The following is a 22930-nucleotide window of genomic DNA, read 5'->3' as shown; positions in this document are numbered from 1 at the left end:
ACGTTTACGCCTCCACCAGCAGATCCTGAAAATGCAGCGTACCGCAAGGCTGCCCCTGCATGTTCACCACCGGCAGCACCTCGCATCCCCGCGCAACAAACAGGGAGAGCGCATCGCGTAGCGTCATCTCTTCTGCCAGCGCCTCACCTTCTGCCCGTTCTTCGCGACGCACGTAATCCGCCACACTACGTAACGAAAGCAGGCGCACACCCAGTTCGCTGCGCCCAAAAAACTGGCGGACAAAATCGTTTGCCGGACGAGTAAGCATCGCCAGCGGATCGCCCTGCTGCACCACCTCTCCGTTATCCATCAACACCAGATGTTCTGCCAGCCGTAGCGCCTCGTCGATATCATGGGTCACCAGCACAATAGTGCGCCCCAGCAAACGGTGAATGCGCGTCATCTCTTGTTGCAACGCGCCGCGCGTTACCGGGTCCAGCGCGCCAAAGGGTTCATCCATCAGTAAGACTTGCGGATCGGCAGCTAGTGCGCGCGCCACTCCCACACGTTGCTGCTGACCGCCGGAAAGCTGATGCGGATAACGCTCACGCAAATTTGACTCCAGCCCCAGTAGCGCCATTAATTCGTCGATACGATCGTCAATCCTCGCCCGCGACCATTTTTGTAATTGCGGCACGGTGGCAATGTTTTGCGCCACGCTCCAGTGGGGGAACAGGCCAATAGATTGAATGGCATAGCCCATCCGGCGGCGCAGCTCCAGCACTGGCAGCGAGCGAATTTCTTCTCCGGCAAAGCGGATCACTCCGCTGTCATGCTCCACCAGGCGGTTAATCATTTTCAGGGTGGTGGATTTGCCGGAGCCAGATGTGCCAATCAGCACCGAAAAACTCCCTTCCTGAAAATTGAGATTGAGATCGTTAACGGCTTTTTGTGCGCCGAACAGTTTGCTGACATGGCTAAATTCAATCATTATGTTTCACCTTCAGCAGTGCGATAAGCAAATCGAACAGCGCGTCGGTAAGCACCGCCAGAACAATTACCGGGATCACCCCCAGCAACACTAAATCAATGGCGCTGCTTAACAGCCCCTGGAAAACCAGCGCACCAAAACCGCCTGCGCCGATTAACGCCGCAATCACCGCCATGCCAACGGTTTGCACCATCACCACCCGCAGGCTGCGCAGAAATACCGGTAACGCCAGCGGTAACTGAACATGCAGGAAACGCTGCGCCCCGCTCATGCCCATCGCTCTGGCGCTCTCCAGCACATCACGCGGGATCTGATTCAAACCGACTACCACGCCGCGCACCAGCGGCAGCAAGGCATAGAGCACCAGCGCAATCAGTGCGGGTGTCATTCCGGTTCCTGCTATGCCGAGCTTCCCCAGCCATGGGAAGGCAGTAACCAGCGCGGCAAGCGGCGCAATCAACAGGCCAAAGAGCGCCACCGAAGGCACGGTCTGAATGACATTGAGCAGAGAAAAAATCGCCCCCTGACGCGCAGTGGAAAAGTAGCACCAGACGCCCAGCGGCACACCAATCACCAGCGCAGGCAGCACCGCACCAAACAGCAACGTCAAATGCTGTGCCAGCGCGTCATCAAACACATCCTGACGGTTGGCGTATTCTTTCATTAACGAAAGATCGTTAAGCGTGCCGGAGTACAGCAACCACAGCGGAATAATGGCAATCTGCATATGCAACAACCAGCGCCACAGCGGATGCGTGGTGATCCGGCGGATGGCATCGCTACAGGCCAGCAATGCCAGCGCCACAGCCAGCCAGAAACCACTGCCGAGGCTGGTACGCGCCAGCGCACTGCCGTTTTGTGCCAGTTGTGTCGCCGCTTTTCCTGCTCCCCACACCAGCAATACGAAGACGAATTGCGCCAGAATGAGTGCAAAAATGCTGCCTTTTTTAGCGGGAATAAAACAGGCTGTCAGCCAGGCGCAACCAACGCCCACCAGCATCCAGATCGTTTGCGGCCACAGCTGCCAGAGATGACGCCCTTCACCCGAGACTAAACGATTAGGCGCGTAACTGATAAACGGCAGCGCCGCTGCGATTGCCGTCAGCAACAGCAGCAGCGCCAGAACAGGATTAATACGTAGATAAGTCACGGGAAATTACTTCGTCCACCCTTTTTGTTTCAGGTAGTCGGCAGCCACTTTTTTGGCATCCAGTCCTTCCACTGCAATGCTGGCATTCAGTTGCTGCAATGTTTTTTCATCGAGGCTGGCGAAGACTGGCTGTAGCCACTGTGCCATTTGCGGATACTCCTTCAACACCGATTCACGCACCACTGGCGCAGGCGCATAGATAGGTTGCACGCCTTGCGGATCGCTTAAGGTTTGCAGCCCCAGCGCCGCTACCGGGCCGTCAGTGCCGTAAGCCATTGCGGCATTAACGCCAGAGGTTTGCTGGGCAGCGGCTTTAATCGTTACCGCCGTGTCGCCGCCAGCCAGTGACAGTAACTGCTCCTGATCGAGCTTAAAGTCATAGGCTTTTTCAAAAGCGGGTAACGCATCGGCGCGTTCGATAAACTCTGCTGAGGCTGCCAGTTTGAAAGTGCCGCCCTCTTTCAGATAACGACTCAGGTCAGCAAGCGAAGTGAGTTTGTTTTTCTCTGCAACATCCTGACGCACGGCGATGGTCCAGGTGTTATTCGCAGGCGCGGGCGTCAGCCAGATTAACTTGTTTTGCTCTGCATCGAGTTTTTTGACTTTCTCGTAGCCCTGCCCGGCATTTTTCCACGCTGCATCGTTTTCATCTTTAAAGAAGAAAGCGCCATTGCCGGTATATTCCGGATAGATATCCAGTTCACCGGAAGTAATCGCCCCGCGCACCACAGGAGTGGTTCCCAACTGGACTTTATTGACCGTCGGTACGCCGTGGCTTTCGAGTACCTGCAAGATGATGTTGCCGAGTAGCGCGCCTTCGGTATCGATTTTCGAACCAACTTTAACGGGGGAAGCCGCCTGTAGCGGCAGGCTCACGACTGCCAACATAACCAGTGAACCTGTCCAGAGCTTTGAGAGTGGCATGATGCTTTCCTCATTCTTTTACTGTTGTTTTCAGCGAATTAAGAGAAAAGCATAGTTGATAATGGCGGGGTTAGCCTGAGCGGAAGGATTCAGTTGCAGAATCAGATAAATACTTAAGAGGCATATTCGGTCCGGCGTTTCCTGCCGGATGCGGCGCGAGCGCCTTATCCGGCCTACAAAGGGCGAAAATTCAGCAAGTTAAGATGTGAACATCAGGCAAAGGGCGCAAACGTCGCGCCCTTGCTAAAGCATTACAGCAACTCAAACTCGCCTTTCTTAACGCGTGCGGAATCGGTGCCGATGAAGACGTTGAATTTGCCAGGCTCGGCGTCATACTTCATCTGTTGATTCCAGAACTTCAGCGCCTCAATATCGATTGGGAAGCTGACGGTCTGAGTTTCGCCTGGTTTCAGGGTGATTTTCTCAAATCCTTTCAGTTGCTTCACCGGACGACTCATGGAAGCCGTCACATCCTGCAAGTACATCTGAATCACCGTCGCCCCTTCGCGCTTACCGGTGTTCGTCACCTGCACGCTGGCGGTCACTTTACCGTCACGCTTCATGGTCGGCGCAGAAAGTTTCACATCAGAGACGGTGAAAGTGGTATAGCTCAGACCATAGCCGAACGGATAAAGCGCCCCGTTAGCTTCATCAAAATAACGCGAAGTGTATTTGTTCGGCTTGTCGGCATTATACGGACGACCGGTATTCAGATGGCTGTAGTAAACCGGGATCTGCCCGACAGAACGCGGGAAGGACATTGGCAGCTTACCGGACGGGTTGTAATCACCAAACAACACATCGGCAATTGCATTACCGCCTTCCGTACCCGCAAACCAGGTTTCCAGAATCGCATCAGCCTGCTGATCTTCTTTCACCAGCGCCAGCGGACGACCGTTCATCAGCACCAGCACCAGCGGTTTTCCGGTGGCTTTCAAAGCCGCAATCAAATCTCGCTGGCTTTGCGGAATAGTGATATCGGTACGGCTGGAAGCTTCATGCGCCATCCCCTGGGCTTCACCGACCACAGCCACTACCACATCAGATTGTTTCGCGGTTTGCACCGCTTCATCAATCATCTCTTGCGGCGAACGCGGATCGACTTTGACCGCTTCTTCATACTGATTCAGGAAGTCGATAATGCCTTTGTCACTGGTAACGTTCGCCCCTTTGGCGTACAGCACCTTACCGTTTTCACCGACGGCATTTTTAATCCCGGTCAGCACGGTCACGGATTGATCGGCAACACCTGCCGCCGACCAGCTTCCCATCACGTCACGCTTGCTGTCTGCCAGCGGGCCAACCACCGCAATGGTTGCGGATTTTTTCAGCGGTAACGTTTCGAGACGGTTTTTCAGCAACACCAGGCTTTCGCGCGCCACTTCACGCGCTTCTTTACGGTGCAGGCGGCTTTCGGCATTGGTATCCACCGGGTCAGACTCTTTCGGCCCCAAATGGCTGTATGGGTCGTTAAACAACCCCATATCATATTTAACGTTCAGTACATGGCGGGCAGCATCGTCCAGCTCTGCCATCGTCACTTTGCCGGATTTGATCAACCCAGGCAGATACTTCGAGTAGTACTCGTCGCTCATGCTCATGTTGATTCCGGATTTCAGCGCCACGCGCACCGCATCTTCCGGGTCTGCCGCCGTACCGTGTTTAATCAGCTCTTTGATTGCACCGTGATCGGAAACGGTGATGCCTTTAAAACCCCACTGGTCGCGCAGAACATCTTTCAGCAGCCAGGAATCGGAGGTGGCTGGCGTGCCGTTCAGCGAGTTCAGCGCCACCATCACCGCGCCGCTGCCTGCGTCCAGCCCCGCTTTGTACGGCGGCATATAATCATTAAACAGGCGCTGCGGACTCATATCGACGGTGTTGTACTCTTTACCGCCTTCTACCGCGCCGTATGCGGCAAAGTGTTTGACGCTGGTCATCACCGAGTAGCGATCTGCCGGGCTTTTACCCTGCATCGCTTCCACCATGGTTTTACCCATTGTTGAGGTGAGATACGTATCTTCGCCAAAACCTTCGGAAGCACGTCCCCAGCGCGGATCGCGCGAGACATCGACCATCGGTGCCCAGGTCATATTCAGGCCATCATCTGCCGCTTCATAAGCAGAGACACGTCCGACCGTTTTCACTGCATCGAGGTTAAAAGATGAGGCCAGACCGAGGCTAATCGGGAACACCGTGCGCTGACCGTGCAGCACGTCATAAGCAAAGAAAAGAGGAATTTTCAGGCGGCTTAATTCCATCACCTGATCCTGCATGGCGCGGATATCCTGACGGGTTACGGTGTTGAAAATCGCCCCAACCTGACCGTCTTTGATCATCTCGCGGATCGCCTCTTTCGGGTTATCCGGGCCGACGCTGATTAAGCGCAGCTGACCAATTTTCTCATCAACTGTCATTTTCTTAAGCAGTTCGGTGACGAACGCATCCCGCGCTTCAGGCGTTAATGGATGGTTACCGAATAAATCATCCGCCAGTGCTGGCTGCAGGGCCAGACTCACCGCGATTCCTACTGAACATAGCCATTTCATATGGATTTTTCTTCCTTTGTTGCCCGACGTGGCAGCGAAAATGGTGCAAAAACCGTAGTTTGCCATAAGCATGATGGAGAGAGAAAAAGAATGCTCAGTTTATTGTCTGAATTTTCAAAATATTCACTCGCTGAATTGTCATACAAGGCGCTATTCTAGTTTGTGATATTTTTTCGCCACCACAAGGAGTGGAAAATGTCTTCCATGACAACAACTGATAATAAAGCCTTTTTGAATGAACTTGCCCGTCTGGTCGGTCATTCACACCTGCTCACCGATCCCGCAAAAACGGCCCGCTATCGCAAGGGCTTCCGTTCTGGTCAGGGCGACGCGCTGGCTGTCGTTTTCCCTGGCTCACTACTGGAATTGTGGCGGGTGCTGAAAGCCTGCGTCACCGCTGACAAAATTATTCTGATGCAGGCTGCCAATACCGGTCTGACCGAAGGATCGACGCCAAACGGTAACGATTATGATCGCGATATCGTGATCATCAGCACCCTGCGTCTCGACAAGCTGCACGTACTCGGTAAGGGCGAACAGGTGCTGGCCTATCCGGGCACCACGCTCTATTCACTGGAAAAAGCCCTCAAACCGCTGGGACGCGAACCGCACTCGGTGATTGGTTCATCGTGTATTGGCGCATCGGTCATCGGCGGTATTTGTAACAACTCCGGCGGCTCGCTGGTGCAACGTGGCCCGGCGTATACCGAAATGTCGTTATTCGCACGCATAGATGAAAACGGCAAGCTGACGCTGGTTAACCATCTGGGAATTGATCTGGGTGAAACGCCGGAGCAGATCCTTAGCAAGCTGGATGACGATCGCATCAAAGATGACGATGTGCGTCACGATGGTCGTCACGCCCACGATTATGACTATGTCCACCGCGTCCGTGATATTGAAGCCGACACGCCCGCACGTTATAACGCTGACCCGGATCGCCTGTTTGAATCCTCCGGTTGCGCTGGCAAACTGGCAGTTTTCGCAGTGCGTCTGGATACCTTTGAAGCGGAAAAAAACCAACAGGTGTTTTATATCGGCACCAACCAGCCGGAAGTACTGACCGAGATCCGCCGCCATATTCTGGCTAATTTCGAAAATCTGCCGGTTGCCGGCGAATATATGCATCGGGATATCTACGATATCGCGGAAAAATACGGCAAAGATACCTTCCTGATGATCGACAAGCTAGGCACCGACAAGATGCCGTTATTCTTTAATATCAAGGGACGTACCGATGCGATACTGGAGAAGGTGAAGTTCTTCCGACCACACTTTACCGATCTCGCAATGCAGAAATTCAGTCATTTGTTCCCCAGTCATTTGCCGCCACGCATGAAAAGCTGGCGCGATAAATATGAACATCATCTGCTGTTAAAAATGGCGGGGGATGGCGTGGGCGAAGCAAAATCCTGGCTGGTAGATTTTTTCAAACAGGCCGAAGGCGATTTCTTTGTCTGTACGCCGGAAGAAGGCAGTAAAGCGTTTTTGCACCGTTTCGCGGCGGCAGGCGCAGCGATTCGTTATCAGGCGGTGCATTCCGATGAAGTCGAAGACATTCTGGCGCTGGATATTGCTCTGAGGCGTAATGACACCGAGTGGTATGAACATCTACCGCCGGAAATCGACAGCCAGCTGGTGCATAAGCTCTATTACGGGCATTTTATGTGCTACGTCTTCCACCAGGATTACATCGTTAAGAAAGGCGTGGATGTGCATGCGCTGAAGGAACAGATGCTGGAATTGTTACGCCAGCGCGGCGCGCAATATCCTGCCGAGCATAACGTCGGTCATTTGTATAAAGCACCGGAGACGTTGCAGAAGTTTTATCGTGAAAACGATCCGACCAACAGTATGAATCCGGGGATCGGTAAAACCAGTAAGCGGAAAAACTGGCAAGAAGTGGAGTAAATACGGCTGGATGCCTGATGCGCAAGCATCGCATCAGGCACGGACAACGAATGCCGGATGCGGCGTAAACGCCTTCTCCGGCCTACGGGCAAGCAAACTTAATCGTTTTGTGCCGTCTGCCCTGCCGCCGCCATCTGGGCGGCTTTTTGTTTTTTATAACTCAACGCCGCTGCCGGAACGGGCATCACTTTGCCGGTTTCAATCCATGTACGCAGGCGGCTGGCATCGGCAAAATGGGTATATTTGCCAAACGCATCCATCACCACCAGCGCCACCGGTTTATTATTGAAAACCGTGCGCATCACCAGGCAATGACCTGCGGCATTGGTAAAGCCCGTTTTGGTTAGCTGGATATTCCAGTTATCGCGATACACCAGATGGTTAGTATTGCGGAACGGCAGCGTATACGACGGGTTAGAGAAGGTCGCCATATCTTCACGGGTGGTACTTAACTGACCGATCAACGGATATTGTTTGGTGGCAATCAACAATTTGGTCAGATCACGGGCAGTCGAAACGTTATGCACAGATAGCCCGGTCGGTTCAACGAAGCGCGTGTTATTCATCCCGAGAGCTTTTGCTTTCGCATTCATTGCTTTAATAAATGCGTTATAACCGCCAGGATAATGATGTGCCAGGCTCGCCGCCGCGCGGTTTTCCGAAGACATCAACGCCAGCAGCAGCATATCTTTACGGCTGATTTCGCTGTTCAGTCGTACGCGCGAATAGACCCCTTTCATCTCCGGCGTCTGGCTGATGTCTACTTTTAGTTTCTCATCCAGCGGCAGTCGTGCATCCAGCACAACCATCGCAGTCATTAATTTGGTGATTGAGGCAATCGGACGCACCAGATCCGGGTGGTTCGAATAGATCACTTTGTTGGTATTAAGATCAACAATCATCGCACTACCGGAAGCAATTTCCGGCTGCGAAGCGGTGGTAGCGGCTGCCGTTTTCGCAGCGGCCTGCGGTGCAAAAGGCACAGCCAGCATCAGGGCCAGGCTAAATAAAGAAACTCGAAATTTCGGCATGATGAGCATTCAAATAGTGGTTCACGCGCACGGGTTGCGCACCGCCGGAGTAAGGATTTACTGAGGCTAGCGAAGCCATCATAACGAGCAAAAAGTGCGGTCGTCAAAGGAGAATCGTGAGGAAATGCTGCATTGCTGACATTTACGCCAGCAATGCAACGCAAAAGAACTTTCTAGAACAGACGATAACCGTACCCCCAAAGTATGACGGTAAGGGCGAGCAGGACTTCCAGTACCAGCACACCAATCGCCAGTGTCGAACTGGAGAAGCTAAGACCTTCCTCTTTGTTAATATTCAGGAAGCTTGGAATACCGAGATAAAGCAGATACCCCGTGTAAAACAGCGCCACCGTGCCGACCAGAGCACACAGCCAGACCAGCGGGTAAAGCGCTACCAGACCGCTTAGAAACAGCGGCGTCGCGACGTATCCCGCGAAGACCATACAGTGCGCAAGCGACGGGCGCTGTGGGTAATTGCGCGCCATCCACCAGATGACCCGCCCCATCACCGCGACCCCAGCCAGCATCACGCCATAAAACAAGACAGCCAACGCCAGTCCGGTAAACCAGGATAACTTCAGGATAGTGCCATCGCCAAAATTCCAGCCGATTTGCGTGGTGCCAATAAAGGCGCAAATCACCGGAATCGCCGCCATCAGCAAAACGTGGTGGGTGTAGTGATGAGAAATCGTTTCGTTTTCACGATTAATCACCTGCATTTCACGATCGGGATGGGAAAACAGTCCCCAGACATGGCTCATACCGCCCCCTTGTTGTGAGTTCATGAACCTGACAGTTCAAGTATAAGTCAGCTTGTGATTATTTTTTATTCAACCACAAAATTAGTGCACTACCCTGAGGGGCTTTTTCTGCGTGAATAATTTACTGGGTGTATGCTTACAGGTAACCAAAGGGAGACAGACTGGCCTATGGATATTAATACACTTATTTCACAATATGGTTATGCCGCGCTGGTACTTGGCAGTCTGGCTGAAGGTGAAACCGTCACCTTGCTCGGTGGTGTTGCCGCGCATCAGGGGCTGCTGAAATTCCCGCTAGTGGTACTTTCCGTAGCACTTGGCGGCATGATTGGCGACCAGGCGCTTTATCTGTGCGGGCGGCGGTTTGGCGGCAAGCTGTTACGCCGTTTCTCAAAACATCAGGATAAAATTGAACGGGCGCAGAAGCTGATCCAACGTCATCCGTATCTGTTTGTCATTGGTACGCGCTTTATGTATGGCTTTCGGGTGATTGGCCCGACGCTGATTGGTGCCAGCCAGCTGCCGCCGAAAATCTTTCTGCCGCTGAATATTCTCGGCGCATTTGCCTGGGCGTTGATTTTTACCACTATCGGTTACGCTGGTGGTCAGGTGATTGCGCCGTGGTTGCACGAACTTGACCAACATTTGAAGCACTGGGTTTGGTTGATTCTGGTTGTGGCTCTGGTGGTTGGTGTTCGCTGGTGGCTGAAACGGCGCGGGAAGAAAAAGCCGGATAATCAGGCGTAAAGCAGTTATCTCATGATGCGGCCTGTAGGTCGGATAAGGCGTTCGCGCCGCATCCGACATTCGGTGCACCATGCCTGATGCGACGCTTGCGCGTCTTATCAGGCCTACAAAATATTACCTATTGAAATAGCCACTCACCTCATTGCACTACTCCGGCTTAAACTGCGGATTTGCCAGCGTAAAACCGCCATCGACAATCAGCGACTGCCCGGTGGTGTAATTGGCGCCTTCGGAACATAGCCAGGCCACCAGGCTGGCAATCTCTTGCGTTGCGCCGAAACGTCGCAGGGGGATCGAAGGCTCTGCATCAGGCTTCACATCGCCGTCATCCATTCCGTTCATCGGCGTGGCAATCGCGCCAGGCGCGACCGCATTCACCAGAATCTTGTGCCGCACTAACTCCAGCGCCATTGCTTTAGTTAACCCGCCGAGCGCATGTTTAGCGGCTGTGTAGGCGCTGGCATCCGGCAGCGGCGTATGTTCATGTACCGACGTAATGTTGATGATGCGACCGCCCTGCCCTTGTTTCACCATCTGGCGGGCCGCAATTTGCGAGCATAAAAATGCACCATCGACATCAACGGTAAAAATCTTTCGCCACTCATCAAAAGCCATATCAAGAAACGGCGCTTTGATCATTGCGCCCGCATTATTCACCAGCACATCAATGCGCCCCAGCCGTTGAATAAGTTTCTCCACCGCCAGTGCTCCTTCTGGCAGTTTACCGAGATCCAGCTGCACGATCTCCGCACGTACACCGTGGCTAACCACCTCACGGGCGGTATCTTTTGCCCCTGCTTCATCAGAGTGCCAGGTAATGCCAATATCAAACCCCTGCTGCGCCAGTGATAACGCGCACTCTTTACCTATCCCTGAATCAGAAGCGGTAATAATCGCGACCTGCGCCATTGAGTTCTCCACCTAACGCTGACTAAACGTTAAGTATAGAAGGCGCATATCCTCAGCGTTTGTAGCCCCCGCCCAGCGCACTGGTGAGTTGAATGGAGGCATCCAGCCATTGCCCTTGCAAAAGCAGGCCGTTGGCTCGTTCGCGAAGCGCCGGAATTCTGGCTTCACTGACGCGGGAACCCGCGATGATGCCCGCGTTAAATCGCGCCTGTGCCAGCCCCACCACACGCATGGCATCGCGCTCAATTTGCGCCTGATGCTGGTTTTTCTCTGCCAGTGTCTGCACCTGACTCGCCGCCCGCGCCACATCATTCACCGCCTCGACCACTGCTTTGTTGTAGTTGGCAATCGACAAGTTGCTTTCGGCTTTCGCAATATCAAGATTGGCATTAAGTCTGCCGCTGTCGAATATTGGCAATGTCAGCCCCGCCGTGACGCCCATCTGTTGGGCGGAGCTACGAAAAAGATCGCTTAAATGCAAAGCATCCTGTTGCAGGAAGGCCATCAGATTGATGTCGGGATAAAATGCCGCTTTTGCTGCGTCGATGGTACTTAACGACGACTCGACATACCAATGCGCCGCCTGCAAATCTGCCCGCCGGGCCAGCAAGGAATATCCCAGTTCATCAGGAAGCTGGCTTGCCACTTTCGGCAACGTGACCGGGTGCAGCTTCAATGCGCTTTTCTGATGGTTGGTGAGCGCACTTAATCGCGCCTCGATAATTTTCATTTTACCCGCGACATCGTTGAGCTGTTGCTGGGTTTTACTGGCATTAATATCGGTTTCCACACCTTCAACCGAAGAGGTAATTCCACGCTGATAGAGCTGGCGATCGGTCGCAATAATGGTGTTCTGCTCTTTTTCGATTTGCAGCAATACAGTGTTCAAAGCTGCCTGAGTTTGCCACTCCCAGTACAGGCGTGCCACGCTGCAAGCCAGCAATTGTCGGGTCTGCTCACGTTCAGCCGCCCGTGCTTTAACATTCCCCAGGCGAGCAGTAACTTCCGCCCGATTCTTTCCCCAAATATCAAGATGCCAGCCCGCCGTTAAACCAAAAGTACCGTTGGTATACCACGGCCCCGTAGTTCCTGCGGCAGGATCGTTCAGGGCAAACGGCCCCATTAACCCTTCAGCCGACATTTTTTGCCGTTCCATATCCGCAGAAAAATCTACCTGCGGGCCATCCTGGGTCGCTACTGCTTTCGCCTGCGCTTCAGCCAGTTGAATGCGCTGTTCAGCCACCTGCATATCCGGCGCGTTCTGTATTGCATTATTAATTAAGGAAGTGAGTTGATTATCGTGGTATTCCAGCCACCACTGACTGTCTGGCCAACCGTTTTTCAATGCCGCAGGCAACGCCGTGTCCACTTGCGTGGCAGGCGTTTGCAGGCTTAACGCCTGGCGAGTTTCGTGCACAGGCGCACATCCAGCCAACAAAATTAAAAGCGGAAAACAGACGCTTGCTGCATTAAATGAATCACGATTCATGGGGAATAATCAGGTAAGAAACGGTGCGCGGAGATTACCGTGTGTGGCGAAATATTTTTTAGTTTCACGTGGCAATACATCAGCGGAAATAAAACGACATATCCAGAAAAATATACAGTAAGTGAATGATATCCTCTGATTTATCTTAATAGTTTATGGATGACGGCAAAGAGTTTCATTTTTTCCTATACTTATTCAGCATTCACAAATAAAGGAACGCCAATGAAAATTATACTCTGGGCAGTATTGATTATTTTCCTGATTGGGCTACTGGTGGTGACTGGCGTATTTAAGATGATATTTTAAAATTAATTAATGTCATTAGGTCCGAAAATAACGAGAATATTTCAGTCTCTCATCCTGTTGCGCTCCTGTCATGTGCATTGCTTCATATAATCACTGGCGCAAGGAGCGCGCAAGGGGCGGCCAATCGCCGCCGCCCCCTGCACCCCCGGGCTCTGGCGAACAAAATCGCCGCTGCGCGGTGCCCTCGGCTTATCCCTTACGGCTACCGGGTCGGGCGCGAGGTAACATCCCTGTAAAACGCGCCCTCAGCCCACATCCATGTGGGCTGCCCCGGCCTTCAGGGAACGCCTCGGCGATTTTGACGCCACCAAACAACCGTGCGGCCTATTGATAAAGAGCTAACACATTGTCAAAAAAACATCACTATGGTTTTTTAGAGTTTCTCGATATCAATTGCCTGAATAGCCATTGCAATATCAGGGGAATTATTCAACACCCGCACATGCTGAAATAATTCCGTTGCTTCATCATATTCTTTACGTAAATAACTCAACCACTGCTTAATCCGCGCGACGTGATATAAGCCGGTATCTCCCTGTTTCTCCAGACGGGTATACTTTTGCAGCAATGCAACGACCTCCGGCCACGGCATTCGCGGTTCGTTATATTTCACCACCCGACTCAGGTTGGGAATATTGAGCGCCCCGCGCCCAATCATCACCGCGTCGCAGCCGCTGATAGCCATGCATTGTTGCGCACTCTGCCAGTCCCAGATTTCACCATTGGCAATCACCGGAATATTCAGCCGCTGGCGAATCTCGCCAATCGCCTGCCAGTCAATATGCTCCGCGCGGTACCCCTGCTCTTTTGTCCGCCCATGCACCACCAGCTCCGTAGCACCAGCCTGTTGAACAGCATCGGCAATTTCAAATTTTTTCTCGCCACTGTCCCAGCCCAAACGCACTTTCACGCTGACGGGCAAATGCGCCGGTACGGCTTCGCGCATCGCTTTCGCTCCCTGGTAGATGAGTTCGGGATCTTTCAGTAACGTTGCCCCACCGCCGCTGCCGTTAACCGTTTTCGACGGGCAGCCGCAGTTAAGATCCACGCCCCAGGAACCTAATTCCACCGCACGGGCGGCGTTCTCTGCCAGCCATTGCGGAAACTGCCCCAGCAACTGTACGCGCACCAGCGTACCTGAAGGAGTACGGCTGGCGTTTTGTAGCTCAGGACAAATGCGATGAAAAACTTTTACCGGCAGCAGTTGATCCACCACGCGAACAAACTCAGTGATGCACAGATCGTAGTCGTTAACTTCGGTCAGCAATTCGCGCACCAGAGAGTCAAGTACCCCCTCCATTGGCGCCAGTAACACACGCATATCATCACCCGCAAAAAAATGAGGCGCTATGTTAGCGCCTCCGGTCAGCGGATTAAAGGTCTGCCGAGTGAGATTGCGGCAAAGCTGCAATCCCTCTCTATGCTTGATCTATGGCAAACACACTTTCTGTTGCGAAAAAGCAGATTTGCCTGAGTTCGCTGCTCACATCGTCATACCCAGGCGCGAAAAATAGCGATGAATTCTTAATGTGATCTGTAGCACATTTTATGAATTAATTGTATGATGAATCCATCTCATCTGGGGTGTTGATTATGAGTAAGACACTGAACATTATCTGGCAATATTTACGCGCTTTCGTCCTGATTTATGCCTGCCTGTATGCAGGCATTTTCATTGCATCCCTGCTACCGGTAACCATTCCGGGCAGCATTATCGGGATGCTGATCCTGTTTGTCCTGCTGGCCTTGCAAATTCTTCCGGCGAAGTGGGTCAATCCGGGGTGTTACGTTTTAATTCGCTATATGGCGCTATTGTTTGTGCCGATTGGCGTAGGCGTAATGCAATATTTTGATTTACTACGCGCGCAGTTTGGCCCGGTAGTGGTTTCCTGTGCAGTCAGTACGCTGGTGGTTTTTCTGGTGGTGAGCTGGAGTTCTCAACTGGTGCACGGTGAACGTAAAGTCGTAGGTCAGAAAGGATCAGAAGAATGATGGCAAATATCTGGTGGTCATTACCGCTGACGTTGATTGTCTTTTTTGCCGCCCGCAAGCTGGCGGCGCGGTATAAGTTTCCCTTGCTTAACCCGTTGCTGGTGGCAATGGTGGTGATCATTCCTTTTTTAATGCTGACCGGCATCTCTTACGACAGCTACTTTAAAGGTAGCGAAGTGCTAAACGATCTGCTGCAACCGGCGGTCGTCGCACTGGCCTATCCTTTATATGAACAGTTGCATCAAATCCGCGCCCGCTGGAAATCAATCATCACCATCTGTTTTATCGGCAGCGTGGTAGCGATGGTGACAGGGACTTGCGTGGCATTGTTGATGGGGGCTTCACCAGAAATTGCTGCGTCAATATTACCGAAATCAGTCACCACGCCAATTGCGATGGCTGTCGGCGGCAGTATTGGCGGTATTCCGGCAATCAGCGCAGTTTGTGTCATTTTCGTCGGGATCCTCGGCGCGGTCTTTGGTCATACGTTACTTAATGCGATGCGTATTCGTACCAAAGCGGCGCGCGGTCTGGCGATGGGGACGGCTTCCCACGCCCTCGGTACGGCGCGCTGCGCCGAACTGGATTATCAGGAAGGTGCATTTAGTTCGCTGGCGCTGGTGTTATGCGGGATTATTACTTCGCTGATCGCGCCGTTCCTTTTCCCAATTATTCTGGCAGTAATGGGCTAAAATTTGCGATGCGTCGCGCATTTTTGATGTACGTTTCACGCGTTGCATAATTAATGAGATTCAGATCACATATAAAGCCATAGCAGGTTCGTAAACTGTTATCCCATTACATGATTATGAGGCAACGCCATGCATCCACGTTTTCAAACTGCTTTTGCCCAACTTGCGGATAACTTGCAATCTGCGCTGGAACCTATTCTGGCAGACAAGTACTTCCCCGCTTTGTTGACCGGGGAGCAAGTCTCTTCGCTTAAGAGCGCAACCGGGCTGGACGAAGACGCGCTGGCTTTCGCACTGCTACCGCTGGCTGCGGCCTGTGCGCGTACGCCATTGTCGAATTTTAACGTTGGCGCTATTGCACGCGGCGTGAGTGGTACATGGTATTTCGGTGCCAATATGGAATTTATTGGTGCAACAATGCAGCAAACTGTTCATGCCGAACAAAGTGCTATCAGCCACGCCTGGTTAAGCGGTGAGAAAGCTCTCGCGGCCATCACCGTTAACTACACGCCTTGTGGTCACTGCCGTCAGTTTATGAATGAACTGAACAGCGGTCTGGATCTGCGTATTCATCTGCCGGGTCGCGAGGCGCACGCACTACGTGACTATCTGCCGGATGCCTTTGGACCAAAAGATCTGGAGATAAAAACGCTGCTGATGGACGAGCAGGATCACGGCTTTGCGTTAACTGGTGATGCGCTTTCTCAGGCAGCGATTGCCGCGGCAAACCGCTCGCACATGCCTTACAGTAAGTCACCAAGCGGTGTAGCGCTGGAATGCAAAGACGGTCGTATTTTCAGCGGCAGCTACGCTGAAAACGCCGCATTCAACCCGACTCTGCCGCCGTTGCAGGGTGCGTTAATTCTGTTGAATCTCAAGGGTTATGATTACCCGGATATCCAGCGCGCGGTTCTGGCAGAAAAAGCCGATGCGCCGTTGATTCAATGGGATGCAACCTCAGCAACGCTGAAAGCTCTCGGCTGTCACAGTATCGACCGCGTTCTTCTCGCTTAAGCCTGGTGCCGGATGCGGCGGGAACGCCTTGTCCGGCCTACAGGTCTGGCACGCTGATAAGCGTTGCATCAGGCTTGCCAGCGCTCTCCTGATGTCGAAAATCCCGGCAAACAGTTTACCGTTTCTTGCGCAAAAGCAGCGGGTAAAGTAGCCTGATAAAAATTTCCCGAGATCGAGTCTTCTGCATGTTAAAGCGTCTGTTCTACAGCCTGTTAGTCATGATCGGCTTGCTGCTGTTGACTGTGCTCGGCCTCGATCGCTGGATGAGTTGGAAAACCGCGCCTTATATCTACGACGAGTTGCAGGATCTCCCCTACCGTCAGGTCGGCGTGGTGCTTGGCACAGCAAAGTATTATCGCACCGGAGTCATTAATCAGTATTACCGCTACCGTATTCAGGGGGCGATTAATGCCTATAACAGCGGTAAGGTGAACTATCTATTACTTAGCGGCGATAACGCGTTGCAAAGTTATAACGAGCCGATGACCATGCGCAAAGATTTAATAGCCGCTGGCGTCGACCCCTCTGATATTGTTCTCGATTACGCGGGCTTCCGAACACTGGATTCCATCGTACGCACGCGCAAAGTGTTCGATACTAACGATTTCATTATTATCACCCAGCGTTTTCACTGTGAGCGGGCATTATTTATCGCTTTACATATGGGTATTCAGGCCCAGTGTTATGCCGTACCATCGCCAAAAGATATGTGGTCTGTCCGTATTCGCGAATTTGCCGCCCGTTTCGGCGCGCTGGCTGACCTTTATATTTTTAAACGTGAGCCGCGCTTTTTAGGTCCATTGGTCCCTATTCCGGCAATGCATCAAGTGCCGGAAGATGCGCAGGGCTATCCCGCCGTCACGCCCGAGCAGTTACTTGAATTACAAAAGAAACAAGGAAAGTAGTTATGGATGTACAGCAGTTTTTTGTCGTTGCCGTTTTTTTCCTAATCCCTGTATTTTGTTTTCGCGAAGCGTGGAAAGGCTGGCGTGCTGGCGCGATTGATAAACGGGTTAAAAATTCGCCGGAACCGGTGTATGTCTGGCGAGAAAAAAATCCGGGGCTCTTCTTTGCTTATATGGTGGCGTATTGTGGTTTCGGAATTTTATCTATTGGCATGATTATTTATCTTATTTTCTATCGTTAATATTCCTCTCTCCAGTTAATTATTGAGAATAATTATTACTTCACCTGATAAGCTGCGGATATCACATTCTTAACCGCAGCTATTTGTGAATCCTTTCACAGTTTAAATTTCCCCGCACGCTTAGCCTTAATATCAGTACATTATTATTTACTAAACGCTCGCCTTAATTACCTATAGCATTAAGGAAGATCACATGCCGCAACAAAATTATCTGGATGAACTCACTCCGGCTTTTACGCCTTTACTGGCGATTAAAGAAGCCTCTCGCTGTTTATTATGTCACGACGCACCCTGTAGTCAGGCTTGCCCGGCGCAAACCGATCCGGGGAAATTTATTCGCTCAATTTATTTTCGTAATTTTAAAGGTGCTGCCGAGACAATTCGCGAAAATAACGCTCTCGGTGCCGTTTGCGCCAGAGTATGCCCTACGGAAAAATTATGCCAGCGAGGTTGTACCCGTGCCGGTGTCGACGACCCGATTGATATTGGCCGCTTGCAGCGTTTTGTTACTGATTTCGAACAGCAAACCGGAATGGAGATTTATCAGCCCGGCAGTAAAACGCTCGGCAAAGTGGCGATTATTGGTGCAGGCCCTGCCGGGCTACAAGCGAGTGTGACACTGACCAACCGGGGATACGACGTCACGATTTATGAAAAAGAAGTACAGCCAGGGGGTTGGCTGCGTAATGGCATTCCGCAATTTCGTTTGCCGCAATCAGTGCTGGATGCAGAAATCGCCCGTATCGAAAAAATGGGGGTGACCATAAAGTGCAATTGCGAGATTGGTAAAACACTCACGCTGGAACAATTGAAAGCGGAAAACCGAGCGGTACTGGTCACCGTGGGGTTATCGAGCGGTTCTGGTCTGCCGCTGTTTGAACATAGCGACGTTGAGATTGCCGTCGACTTCTTGCAACGTGCACGACAGGCGCAGGGCGATATCAGCATCCCACAGAGCGCATTAATTATTGGCGGCGGCGATGTCGCGATGGACGTTGCCAGCACGCTGAAAGTTCTTGGTTGCCCGGCGGTGACCTGCGTTGCGCGTGAAGAGTTAGATGAGTTTCCGGCAAGCAAGAAAGAGTTCACCAGCGCTCAGAAATTGGGGGTATCGATTATCGATGGCTTTACGCCAGTGGCTGTAGACGGCAATAAAGTGACGTTTAAACATGTTCGTTTACCGGGCGAACTGACGATGGCGGCGGACAAAATTATTCTCGCTGTAGGTCAGCATGCCGAACTTGCCGCGTTTGCGGCGCTGGAACCACAGCGCAACACCATCGAAACGCAAAATTACCAGACCCGTGACCCGCAACTGTTTGCCGCTGGCGATATTGTTGAGGGCGACAAAACCGTGGTTTATGCAGTGAAAACCGGGAAAGAAGCCGCCGAGGCGATCCATCACTATTTAGAGGGAGCTTGCTCATGTTAACGAAAGATCTTTCTATTACCTTTTGCGGCGTGAAGTTTCCCAACCCGTTCTGCCTCTCTTCTTCACCGGTTGGCAATTGCTACGAGATGTGCGCCAAAGCCTACGACACAGGCTGGGGTGGCGTGGTGTTCAAAACGATCGGCTTTTTTATCGCTAATGAAGTCTCACCGCGTTTTGATCATCTGGTGAAAGAAGATACCGGTTTTATCGGCTTCAAAAATATGGAGCAGATTGCTGAACATCCGTTGGAAGAGAATCTGGCCGCCCTGCGTCGGCTGAAAGAAGATTACCCGGACAAAGTATTGATCGCTTCGATCATGGGGGAAAATGAGCAGCAGTGGGAAGATCTGGCGCGTCTGGTGCAAGAAGCTGGCGCCGATATGATCGAGTGTAACTTCTCCTGTCCGCAAATGACTTCTCATGCGATGGGTAGCGATGTCGGGCAAAGCCCGGAGCTGGTAGAAAAATATTGTCGGGCAGTGAAACGTGGTTCCACGCTGCCAATGCTGGCGAAGATGACGCCGAATATCGGTGATATGTGCGAAGTGGCGCTGGCGGCGAAGCGCGGCGGCGCAGATGGCATTGCGGCGATTAACACCGTTAAATCCATCACCAATATCGATCTTAATCAGAAAATTGGTATGCCGATCGTTAACGGTAAATCGAGTATTTCCGGTTATTCCGGTAAAGCGGTGAAACCGATCGCCCTGCGCTTTATTCAGCAAATGCGCACCCATCCAGAACTGCGCGATTTCCCGATCAGCGGTATCGGCGGTATTGAAACCTGGGAAGATGCGGCGGAGTTTTTATTGCTCGGCGCGGCAACCTTGCAGGTGACCACCGGCATTATGCAGTACGGGTATCGGATAGTGGAAGATATGGCGAGCGGGTTGTCGCATTACCTTGCCGATCAGGGATTTGATTCGTTGCAGGAGATGGTAGGTCTGGCGAATCATAATATTGTTCCGGCAGAAGATTTAGACCGCAGTTATATTGTCTATCCCCGTATCAATCTTGATAAATGTGTTGGCTGTGGACGCTGTTATATTTCCTGTTACGACGGCGGTCATCAGGCGATGGAATGGAACGAGAAAACGCGTACGCCGCATTGTAATACCGAAAAATGCGTTGGTTGTTTGCTTTGCGGTCATGTTTGCCCGGTGGGTTGTATCGATCTCGGGGAAGTGAAGTTTAAGAAAGGAGAGAAAGAACACCCGGTAACGTTGTAAAACCAGCGTTGCATCCGGCATTTGGCACCGATTGCCGGATGCGGCGTGAACGCCTTATCCGGCCTACAAAACCATATAGATCAGTATGTTGTGCTCATTGTAGGCCGGATAAAACGCGCCAGCGTTGCATCCGGCAATACCCACAATCACATCACTTCTTACGTGCGTATTTCAGTGAATCCAGCGCCACAGCGAAGATAATAATCGCCCCTTTGATGATGTACTGCCAGTACGGGTTTACGCCGATGTACGTCAGGCCGTAGTTAATGACCGTAAAGATAATTACCCCGGTAACCACGCCAATCACCGTCCCCACACCGCCGCTGAACGATACGCCGCCCACCACGCACGCCGCGATAGCATCCAGCTCATACATGAAGCCGAGGTTGTTGGTGGCAGAGCCGATACGTCCGGCTTCTAACATCCCGCCGAAGGCATAGAACACGCCAGACAACGCGTAGATCATCAGCAGGTTCAGGCCGACGTTGACACCAGAAACTTTCGCCGCTTCCGGGTTACCGCCAATGGCAAAAATGTTCTTACCAAAACGGGTTTTGTTCCACAGCACCCAGACGAATGCCACCGCAATCAGGGCGTAGAAGGTGATGTAAGAGAGGCGGAAACTCCCCAGCGCAATAAAGCCTTGGGCAAAAGTGGAGAAACCACTGTCAAAACCAGAAATAGGCGACGCACCAACAAAGTCGTAATAGAGCGAGTTAATGCCATAAACGATGATCATCGTGCCGAGAGTGGTTATGAATGGCGTTACGTTGAGATAGGCAATAATAAGCCCGTTGATCAAACCGATAACCGCGCCAATAGCACAGACAATCAGAATAACCAGCGCAATCGGCATCGTCGCCATTTCCGGGAACACTTTGTTGGCGTTATCCATCGACTGCAATAACGTCGCTGCTACCACTGCCGCCAGCCCAACCTGACGACCAGCAGAAAGGTCAGTCCCCTGGGTGACAATTAACCCAGCCACGCCGAGCGCGATAATAATACGCACCGATGACTGGGTGAGAATATTACTTAAGTTCAACAAACTTAAAAAAGTGGGGTCCTGGAAAATAATAATTGCCAGCAAAACTAAAAGAACGACGTAAATACCGCCCTCTTTCAGGTAAGTAAGAAAACTTTTCTTATTTAACGCACTCATGGGAAGCCCCTAATCTTAAAGGTGCAAAGACGCAAGACGTAGAATTTCGTTTTGCGTTGTTGTTTTTGTATCGACAATTCCGGAAACGAGGCCATTGCTCATAACCAGAATACGGTCTGTTATTCCTAACAACTCTGGCATTTCAGAGGAGATAATAATAATCCCCTTGCCTTTCTTCGCCAGTTCGGCAATTAACTGATAAATTTCAAACTTCGCTCCAACATCAATACCGCGCGTTGGTTCATCGAGCATTAATATTTCTGGTTGCGTTAGCAGCCAGCGACCAATAATCACCTTTTGCTGATTACCACCTGAGAGCGAACCAATTTGCGTACGGTGCCCTGGCGTTTTTACCCGCATCGAATCAATCACCCACTGGGTATCGCTTTTCATCCGCGAGTTATCCAACAAGCCAACTTTATTTTTGTAGTTGCGAATATTGGAAATTAATGAGTTAAAGCCAATATCCAGATAGGCATAAATTCCCGTTGAACGGCGTTCTTCAGTTACCAACGCGAATCCGTGGTTAATGGCTTCGTTGGCGTTATGGTTATTGATCTTTTTGCCGTGCAACGTAATGGTGCCAGCAGATTTCTCGCGAATGCCAAATAACGTCTCAACAATATCGGTACGTTTCGCCCCCACCAGCCCGGCAATACCGAGGATCTCCCCTTTATGCAGGTCAAACGACACATCGCGAATCGATGGCTGGCGTAGTGACGTCAGGTTACGCACTTCGAGGATCACTTCGCCCGGCTTGTTTTCTTTATCCGGGAAACGCTGGTTAAGAGAACGACCAACCATCATGGCGATGATCTTGTCCATCGTCAGCCCTTCCAGCGGTTCGGTAGCGATCCACTGACCGTCGCGCAATACGGTGACTTCATCACATAACTGGAAAATCTCTTCCATTTTATGCGAGATATAGACAATACCGCAGCCGCGTTCTTTTAATTTACGAATAATAGTAAACAGATGATTGACCTCTTTTTCGGTTAACGAAGAAGTCGGTTCATCCATAATCACAATTTTCGCGTTATAGGAAAACGCTTTAGCAATTTCGATCATCTGCATTTGCGAAACGGATAATGTGCCGACGCGCGCACGCGGATCGATATCAATATCCAGTTCATCAAAAATCGCTTTAGTTTCGCGGTACATTTTGTCCTGATCAACAAACATGCCTTTGGTGGGATATCGCCCCAGCCACATGTTGTCCATCACCGAACGTTGTAATACCAGGTTTAACTCCTGGTGTACCATCGAAATACCATTTTCCAGTGCTTCTTTGGCAGAATGAAAATCGATCTCTTTACCCTGGAATAAAATGGTACCGGAATCTTTTTGATAAATACCAAACAGGCATTTTAATAATGTTGATTTTCCCGCGCCGTTTTCCCCCATTAATGCATGAATAGAATGTGGTCGGACTTTTAAATTAACGTTATCAAGTGCCTTAACACCAGGAAAAGACTTGTTGATGCCGCTCATTTCCAACAAGTATTCACCTGATGACGGAGTCGTTGAGCTGACCATATAATTTTACCTTGTTGG

The 22930-nt window shown here is 51.4% G+C and carries 21 protein-coding genes; 10 read left to right on the top strand and 11 right to left on the bottom strand.

The features are described from left to right. Positions 1–4 precede the first annotated feature (4 nt). The 4 genes from yehX to bglX all read right to left on the bottom strand — a co-directional run bounded on the left by yehX (position 5) and on the right by bglX (position 5554). Positions 5–931 carry a glycine betaine ABC transporter ATP binding protein YehX gene (gene yehX, locus FEK47_RS09305; RefSeq protein ID WP_135487544.1) on the bottom strand — a complete coding sequence of 309 codons (927 nt, stop codon included), beginning with the start codon at positions 929–931 and terminating at the stop codon, positions 5–7. After that, positions 924–2081 (bottom strand): glycine betaine ABC transporter permease YehY, encoded by a 1158-nt coding sequence (gene yehY / locus FEK47_RS09300; protein ID WP_135487543.1) that lies wholly within the window; start codon positions 2079–2081, stop codon positions 924–926. Before yehY ends, yehX begins: the two co-directional genes overlap by 8 nt. Positions 2082–2087: 6 nt before the next feature. Next, positions 2088–3005 (bottom strand): glycine betaine ABC transporter substrate-binding protein OsmF, encoded by a 918-nt coding sequence (osmF, locus tag FEK47_RS09295; RefSeq protein ID WP_135487542.1) that lies wholly within the window; start codon positions 3003–3005, stop codon positions 2088–2090. A gap of 251 nt (positions 3006–3256) precedes the next feature. Beyond that, positions 3257–5554 (bottom strand): beta-glucosidase BglX, encoded by a 2298-nt coding sequence (gene bglX, locus FEK47_RS09290; protein WP_138183170.1) that lies wholly within the window; start codon positions 5552–5554, stop codon positions 3257–3259. Positions 5555–5749: 195 nt separating this feature from the next. On the opposite strand from bglX, the gene dld reads away from it, so the two are divergent. Beyond that, complete coding sequence (dld, locus tag FEK47_RS09285) at positions 5750–7465, top strand: D-lactate dehydrogenase (RefSeq protein ID WP_135487541.1); 1716 nt, start codon at positions 5750–5752, stop codon at positions 7463–7465. Between the two features lie 98 nt (positions 7466–7563). Here dld and pbpG read toward each other — a convergent pair whose 3' ends face one another. Both pbpG and FEK47_RS09275 read right to left on the bottom strand, forming a co-directional pair. After that, the gene (pbpG, locus tag FEK47_RS09280) at positions 7564–8496 is read right to left on the bottom strand and encodes a D-alanyl-D-alanine endopeptidase (protein WP_130207042.1); all 933 of its coding nucleotides are present in this window, start codon (positions 8494–8496) and stop codon (positions 7564–7566) included. Positions 8497–8669: 173 nt separating this feature from the next. Next, positions 8670–9257: a Yip1 family protein gene (locus FEK47_RS09275; RefSeq protein WP_001295454.1), complete on the bottom strand. Its 588-nt coding sequence runs from the start codon at positions 9255–9257 to the stop codon at positions 8670–8672. Between the two features lie 168 nt (positions 9258–9425). On the opposite strand from FEK47_RS09275, the gene FEK47_RS09270 reads away from it, so the two are divergent. Continuing rightward, positions 9426–10004 (top strand): DedA family protein, encoded by a 579-nt coding sequence (locus FEK47_RS09270; protein ID WP_130257528.1) that lies wholly within the window; start codon positions 9426–9428, stop codon positions 10002–10004. 147 nt (positions 10005–10151) lie between these two features. Here the strand turns inward: FEK47_RS09270 and FEK47_RS09265 are convergent, their stop codons facing one another. Then, entirely contained in the window at positions 10152–10913 is a 762-nt protein-coding gene (locus FEK47_RS09265) for an SDR family oxidoreductase (RefSeq protein ID WP_135487540.1), read from the bottom strand. Between the two features lie 52 nt (positions 10914–10965). Then, positions 10966–12402 (bottom strand): multidrug resistance outer membrane protein MdtQ, encoded by a 1437-nt coding sequence (gene mdtQ / locus FEK47_RS09260; RefSeq protein ID WP_135487539.1) that lies wholly within the window; start codon positions 12400–12402, stop codon positions 10966–10968. A gap of 159 nt (positions 12403–12561) precedes the next feature. Between mdtQ and yohP the strand changes: the two genes are divergently transcribed. After that, positions 12562–12708: a small membrane protein YohP gene (gene yohP / locus FEK47_RS25740; RefSeq protein ID WP_205712852.1), complete on the top strand. Its 147-nt coding sequence runs from the start codon at positions 12562–12564 to the stop codon at positions 12706–12708. Positions 12709–13081: 373 nt separating this feature from the next. Here the strand turns inward: yohP and dusC are convergent, their stop codons facing one another. Beyond that, the gene (gene dusC, locus FEK47_RS09250) at positions 13082–14029 is read right to left on the bottom strand and encodes a tRNA dihydrouridine(16) synthase DusC (RefSeq protein ID WP_135487538.1); all 948 of its coding nucleotides are present in this window, start codon (positions 14027–14029) and stop codon (positions 13082–13084) included. A gap of 272 nt (positions 14030–14301) precedes the next feature. Here dusC and FEK47_RS09245 point away from each other — a divergent pair, with 272 nt between their 5' ends. From FEK47_RS09245 to preA, 7 genes are all read left to right on the top strand, one after another. Then, a complete protein-coding gene (locus FEK47_RS09245; protein WP_001295452.1) occupies positions 14302–14700 on the top strand; it encodes a CidA/LrgA family protein in 399 nt (132 codons plus the stop codon). After that, entirely contained in the window at positions 14697–15392 is a 696-nt protein-coding gene (locus FEK47_RS09240) for a CidB/LrgB family autolysis modulator (protein WP_130207051.1), read from the top strand. The genes FEK47_RS09245 and FEK47_RS09240 overlap by 4 nt, the downstream gene beginning before the upstream one ends. Before the next feature lie 129 nt (positions 15393–15521). Continuing rightward, positions 15522–16406, top strand: coding sequence for a cytidine deaminase (gene cdd / locus FEK47_RS09235; RefSeq protein ID WP_130221870.1), 885 nt, complete (start codon positions 15522–15524; stop codon positions 16404–16406). Positions 16407–16591: 185 nt separating this feature from the next. Beyond that, positions 16592–17311 carry an outer membrane permeability protein SanA gene (gene sanA, locus FEK47_RS09230; protein WP_130207054.1) on the top strand — a complete coding sequence of 240 codons (720 nt, stop codon included), beginning with the start codon at positions 16592–16594 and terminating at the stop codon, positions 17309–17311. 2 nt (positions 17312–17313) lie between these two features. Then, positions 17314–17553, top strand: coding sequence for a DUF2542 family protein (locus FEK47_RS09225; RefSeq protein ID WP_130207056.1), 240 nt, complete (start codon positions 17314–17316; stop codon positions 17551–17553). A gap of 193 nt (positions 17554–17746) precedes the next feature. Beyond that, complete coding sequence (preT, locus tag FEK47_RS09220; RefSeq protein WP_138183169.1) at positions 17747–18985, top strand: NAD-dependent dihydropyrimidine dehydrogenase subunit PreT; 1239 nt, start codon at positions 17747–17749, stop codon at positions 18983–18985. After that, positions 18979–20214: an NAD-dependent dihydropyrimidine dehydrogenase subunit PreA gene (preA, locus tag FEK47_RS09215; RefSeq protein ID WP_138183168.1), complete on the top strand. Its 1236-nt coding sequence runs from the start codon at positions 18979–18981 to the stop codon at positions 20212–20214. Before preT ends, preA begins: the two co-directional genes overlap by 7 nt. Before the next feature lie 151 nt (positions 20215–20365). Here the strand turns inward: preA and mglC are convergent, their stop codons facing one another. Both mglC and mglA read right to left on the bottom strand, forming a co-directional pair. Continuing rightward, positions 20366–21376 (bottom strand): galactose/methyl galactoside ABC transporter permease MglC, encoded by a 1011-nt coding sequence (gene mglC, locus FEK47_RS09210; protein WP_001275110.1) that lies wholly within the window; start codon positions 21374–21376, stop codon positions 20366–20368. Between the two features lie 15 nt (positions 21377–21391). Then, positions 21392–22912 (bottom strand): galactose/methyl galactoside ABC transporter ATP-binding protein MglA, encoded by a 1521-nt coding sequence (gene mglA / locus FEK47_RS09205; protein WP_130221873.1) that lies wholly within the window; start codon positions 22910–22912, stop codon positions 21392–21394. Positions 22913–22930: the final 18 nt, after the last annotated feature.

Origin of the sequence: Escherichia sp. E3659 (assembly GCF_005781135.1) — a bacterium.
Classification (GTDB): domain Bacteria; phylum Pseudomonadota; class Gammaproteobacteria; order Enterobacterales; family Enterobacteriaceae; genus Escherichia.
Note: the sequence above shows the minus strand (reverse complement) of the source record. Positions and strands in the feature narration are given on the sequence as shown.

Excerpts from the sequence above, each read along its gene's own strand:
- cdd (WP_130221870.1), top strand. The coding sequence starts at position 15,522 with ATGCATCCACGTTTTCAAACTGCTTTTGCCCAACTTGCGGATAACTTG.
- yohP (WP_205712852.1), top strand. The coding sequence starts at position 12,562 with ATGACGGCAAAGAGTTTCATTTTTTCCTATACTTATTCAGCATTCACA.
- mglA (WP_130221873.1), bottom strand. The coding sequence starts at position 22,912 with ATGGTCAGCTCAACGACTCCGTCATCAGGTGAATACTTGTTGGAAATG.
- bglX (WP_138183170.1), bottom strand. The coding sequence starts at position 5,554 with ATGAAATGGCTATGTTCAGTAGGAATCGCGGTGAGTCTGGCCCTGCAG.
- dusC (WP_135487538.1), bottom strand. The coding sequence starts at position 14,029 with ATGCGTGTGTTACTGGCGCCAATGGAGGGGGTACTTGACTCTCTGGTG.
- FEK47_RS09225 (WP_130207056.1), top strand. The coding sequence starts at position 17,314 with ATGGATGTACAGCAGTTTTTTGTCGTTGCCGTTTTTTTCCTAATCCCT.
- FEK47_RS09275 (WP_001295454.1), bottom strand. The coding sequence starts at position 9,257 with ATGAGCCATGTCTGGGGACTGTTTTCCCATCCCGATCGTGAAATGCAG.
- FEK47_RS09265 (WP_135487540.1), bottom strand. The coding sequence starts at position 10,913 with ATGGCGCAGGTCGCGATTATTACCGCTTCTGATTCAGGGATAGGTAAA.
- mglC (WP_001275110.1), bottom strand. The coding sequence starts at position 21,376 with ATGAGTGCGTTAAATAAGAAAAGTTTTCTTACTTACCTGAAAGAGGGC.
- FEK47_RS09240 (WP_130207051.1), top strand. The coding sequence starts at position 14,697 with ATGATGGCAAATATCTGGTGGTCATTACCGCTGACGTTGATTGTCTTT.
- osmF (WP_135487542.1), bottom strand. The coding sequence starts at position 3,005 with ATGCCACTCTCAAAGCTCTGGACAGGTTCACTGGTTATGTTGGCAGTC.
- mdtQ (WP_135487539.1), bottom strand. The coding sequence starts at position 12,402 with ATGAATCGTGATTCATTTAATGCAGCAAGCGTCTGTTTTCCGCTTTTA.
- FEK47_RS09270 (WP_130257528.1), top strand. The coding sequence starts at position 9,426 with ATGGATATTAATACACTTATTTCACAATATGGTTATGCCGCGCTGGTA.
- FEK47_RS09245 (WP_001295452.1), top strand. The coding sequence starts at position 14,302 with ATGAGTAAGACACTGAACATTATCTGGCAATATTTACGCGCTTTCGTC.
- dld (WP_135487541.1), top strand. The coding sequence starts at position 5,750 with ATGTCTTCCATGACAACAACTGATAATAAAGCCTTTTTGAATGAACTT.
- preA (WP_138183168.1), top strand. The coding sequence starts at position 18,979 with ATGTTAACGAAAGATCTTTCTATTACCTTTTGCGGCGTGAAGTTTCCC.
- sanA (WP_130207054.1), top strand. The coding sequence starts at position 16,592 with ATGTTAAAGCGTCTGTTCTACAGCCTGTTAGTCATGATCGGCTTGCTG.
- preT (WP_138183169.1), top strand. The coding sequence starts at position 17,747 with ATGCCGCAACAAAATTATCTGGATGAACTCACTCCGGCTTTTACGCCT.
- pbpG (WP_130207042.1), bottom strand. The coding sequence starts at position 8,496 with ATGCCGAAATTTCGAGTTTCTTTATTTAGCCTGGCCCTGATGCTGGCT.
- yehX (WP_135487544.1), bottom strand. The coding sequence starts at position 931 with ATGATTGAATTTAGCCATGTCAGCAAACTGTTCGGCGCACAAAAAGCC.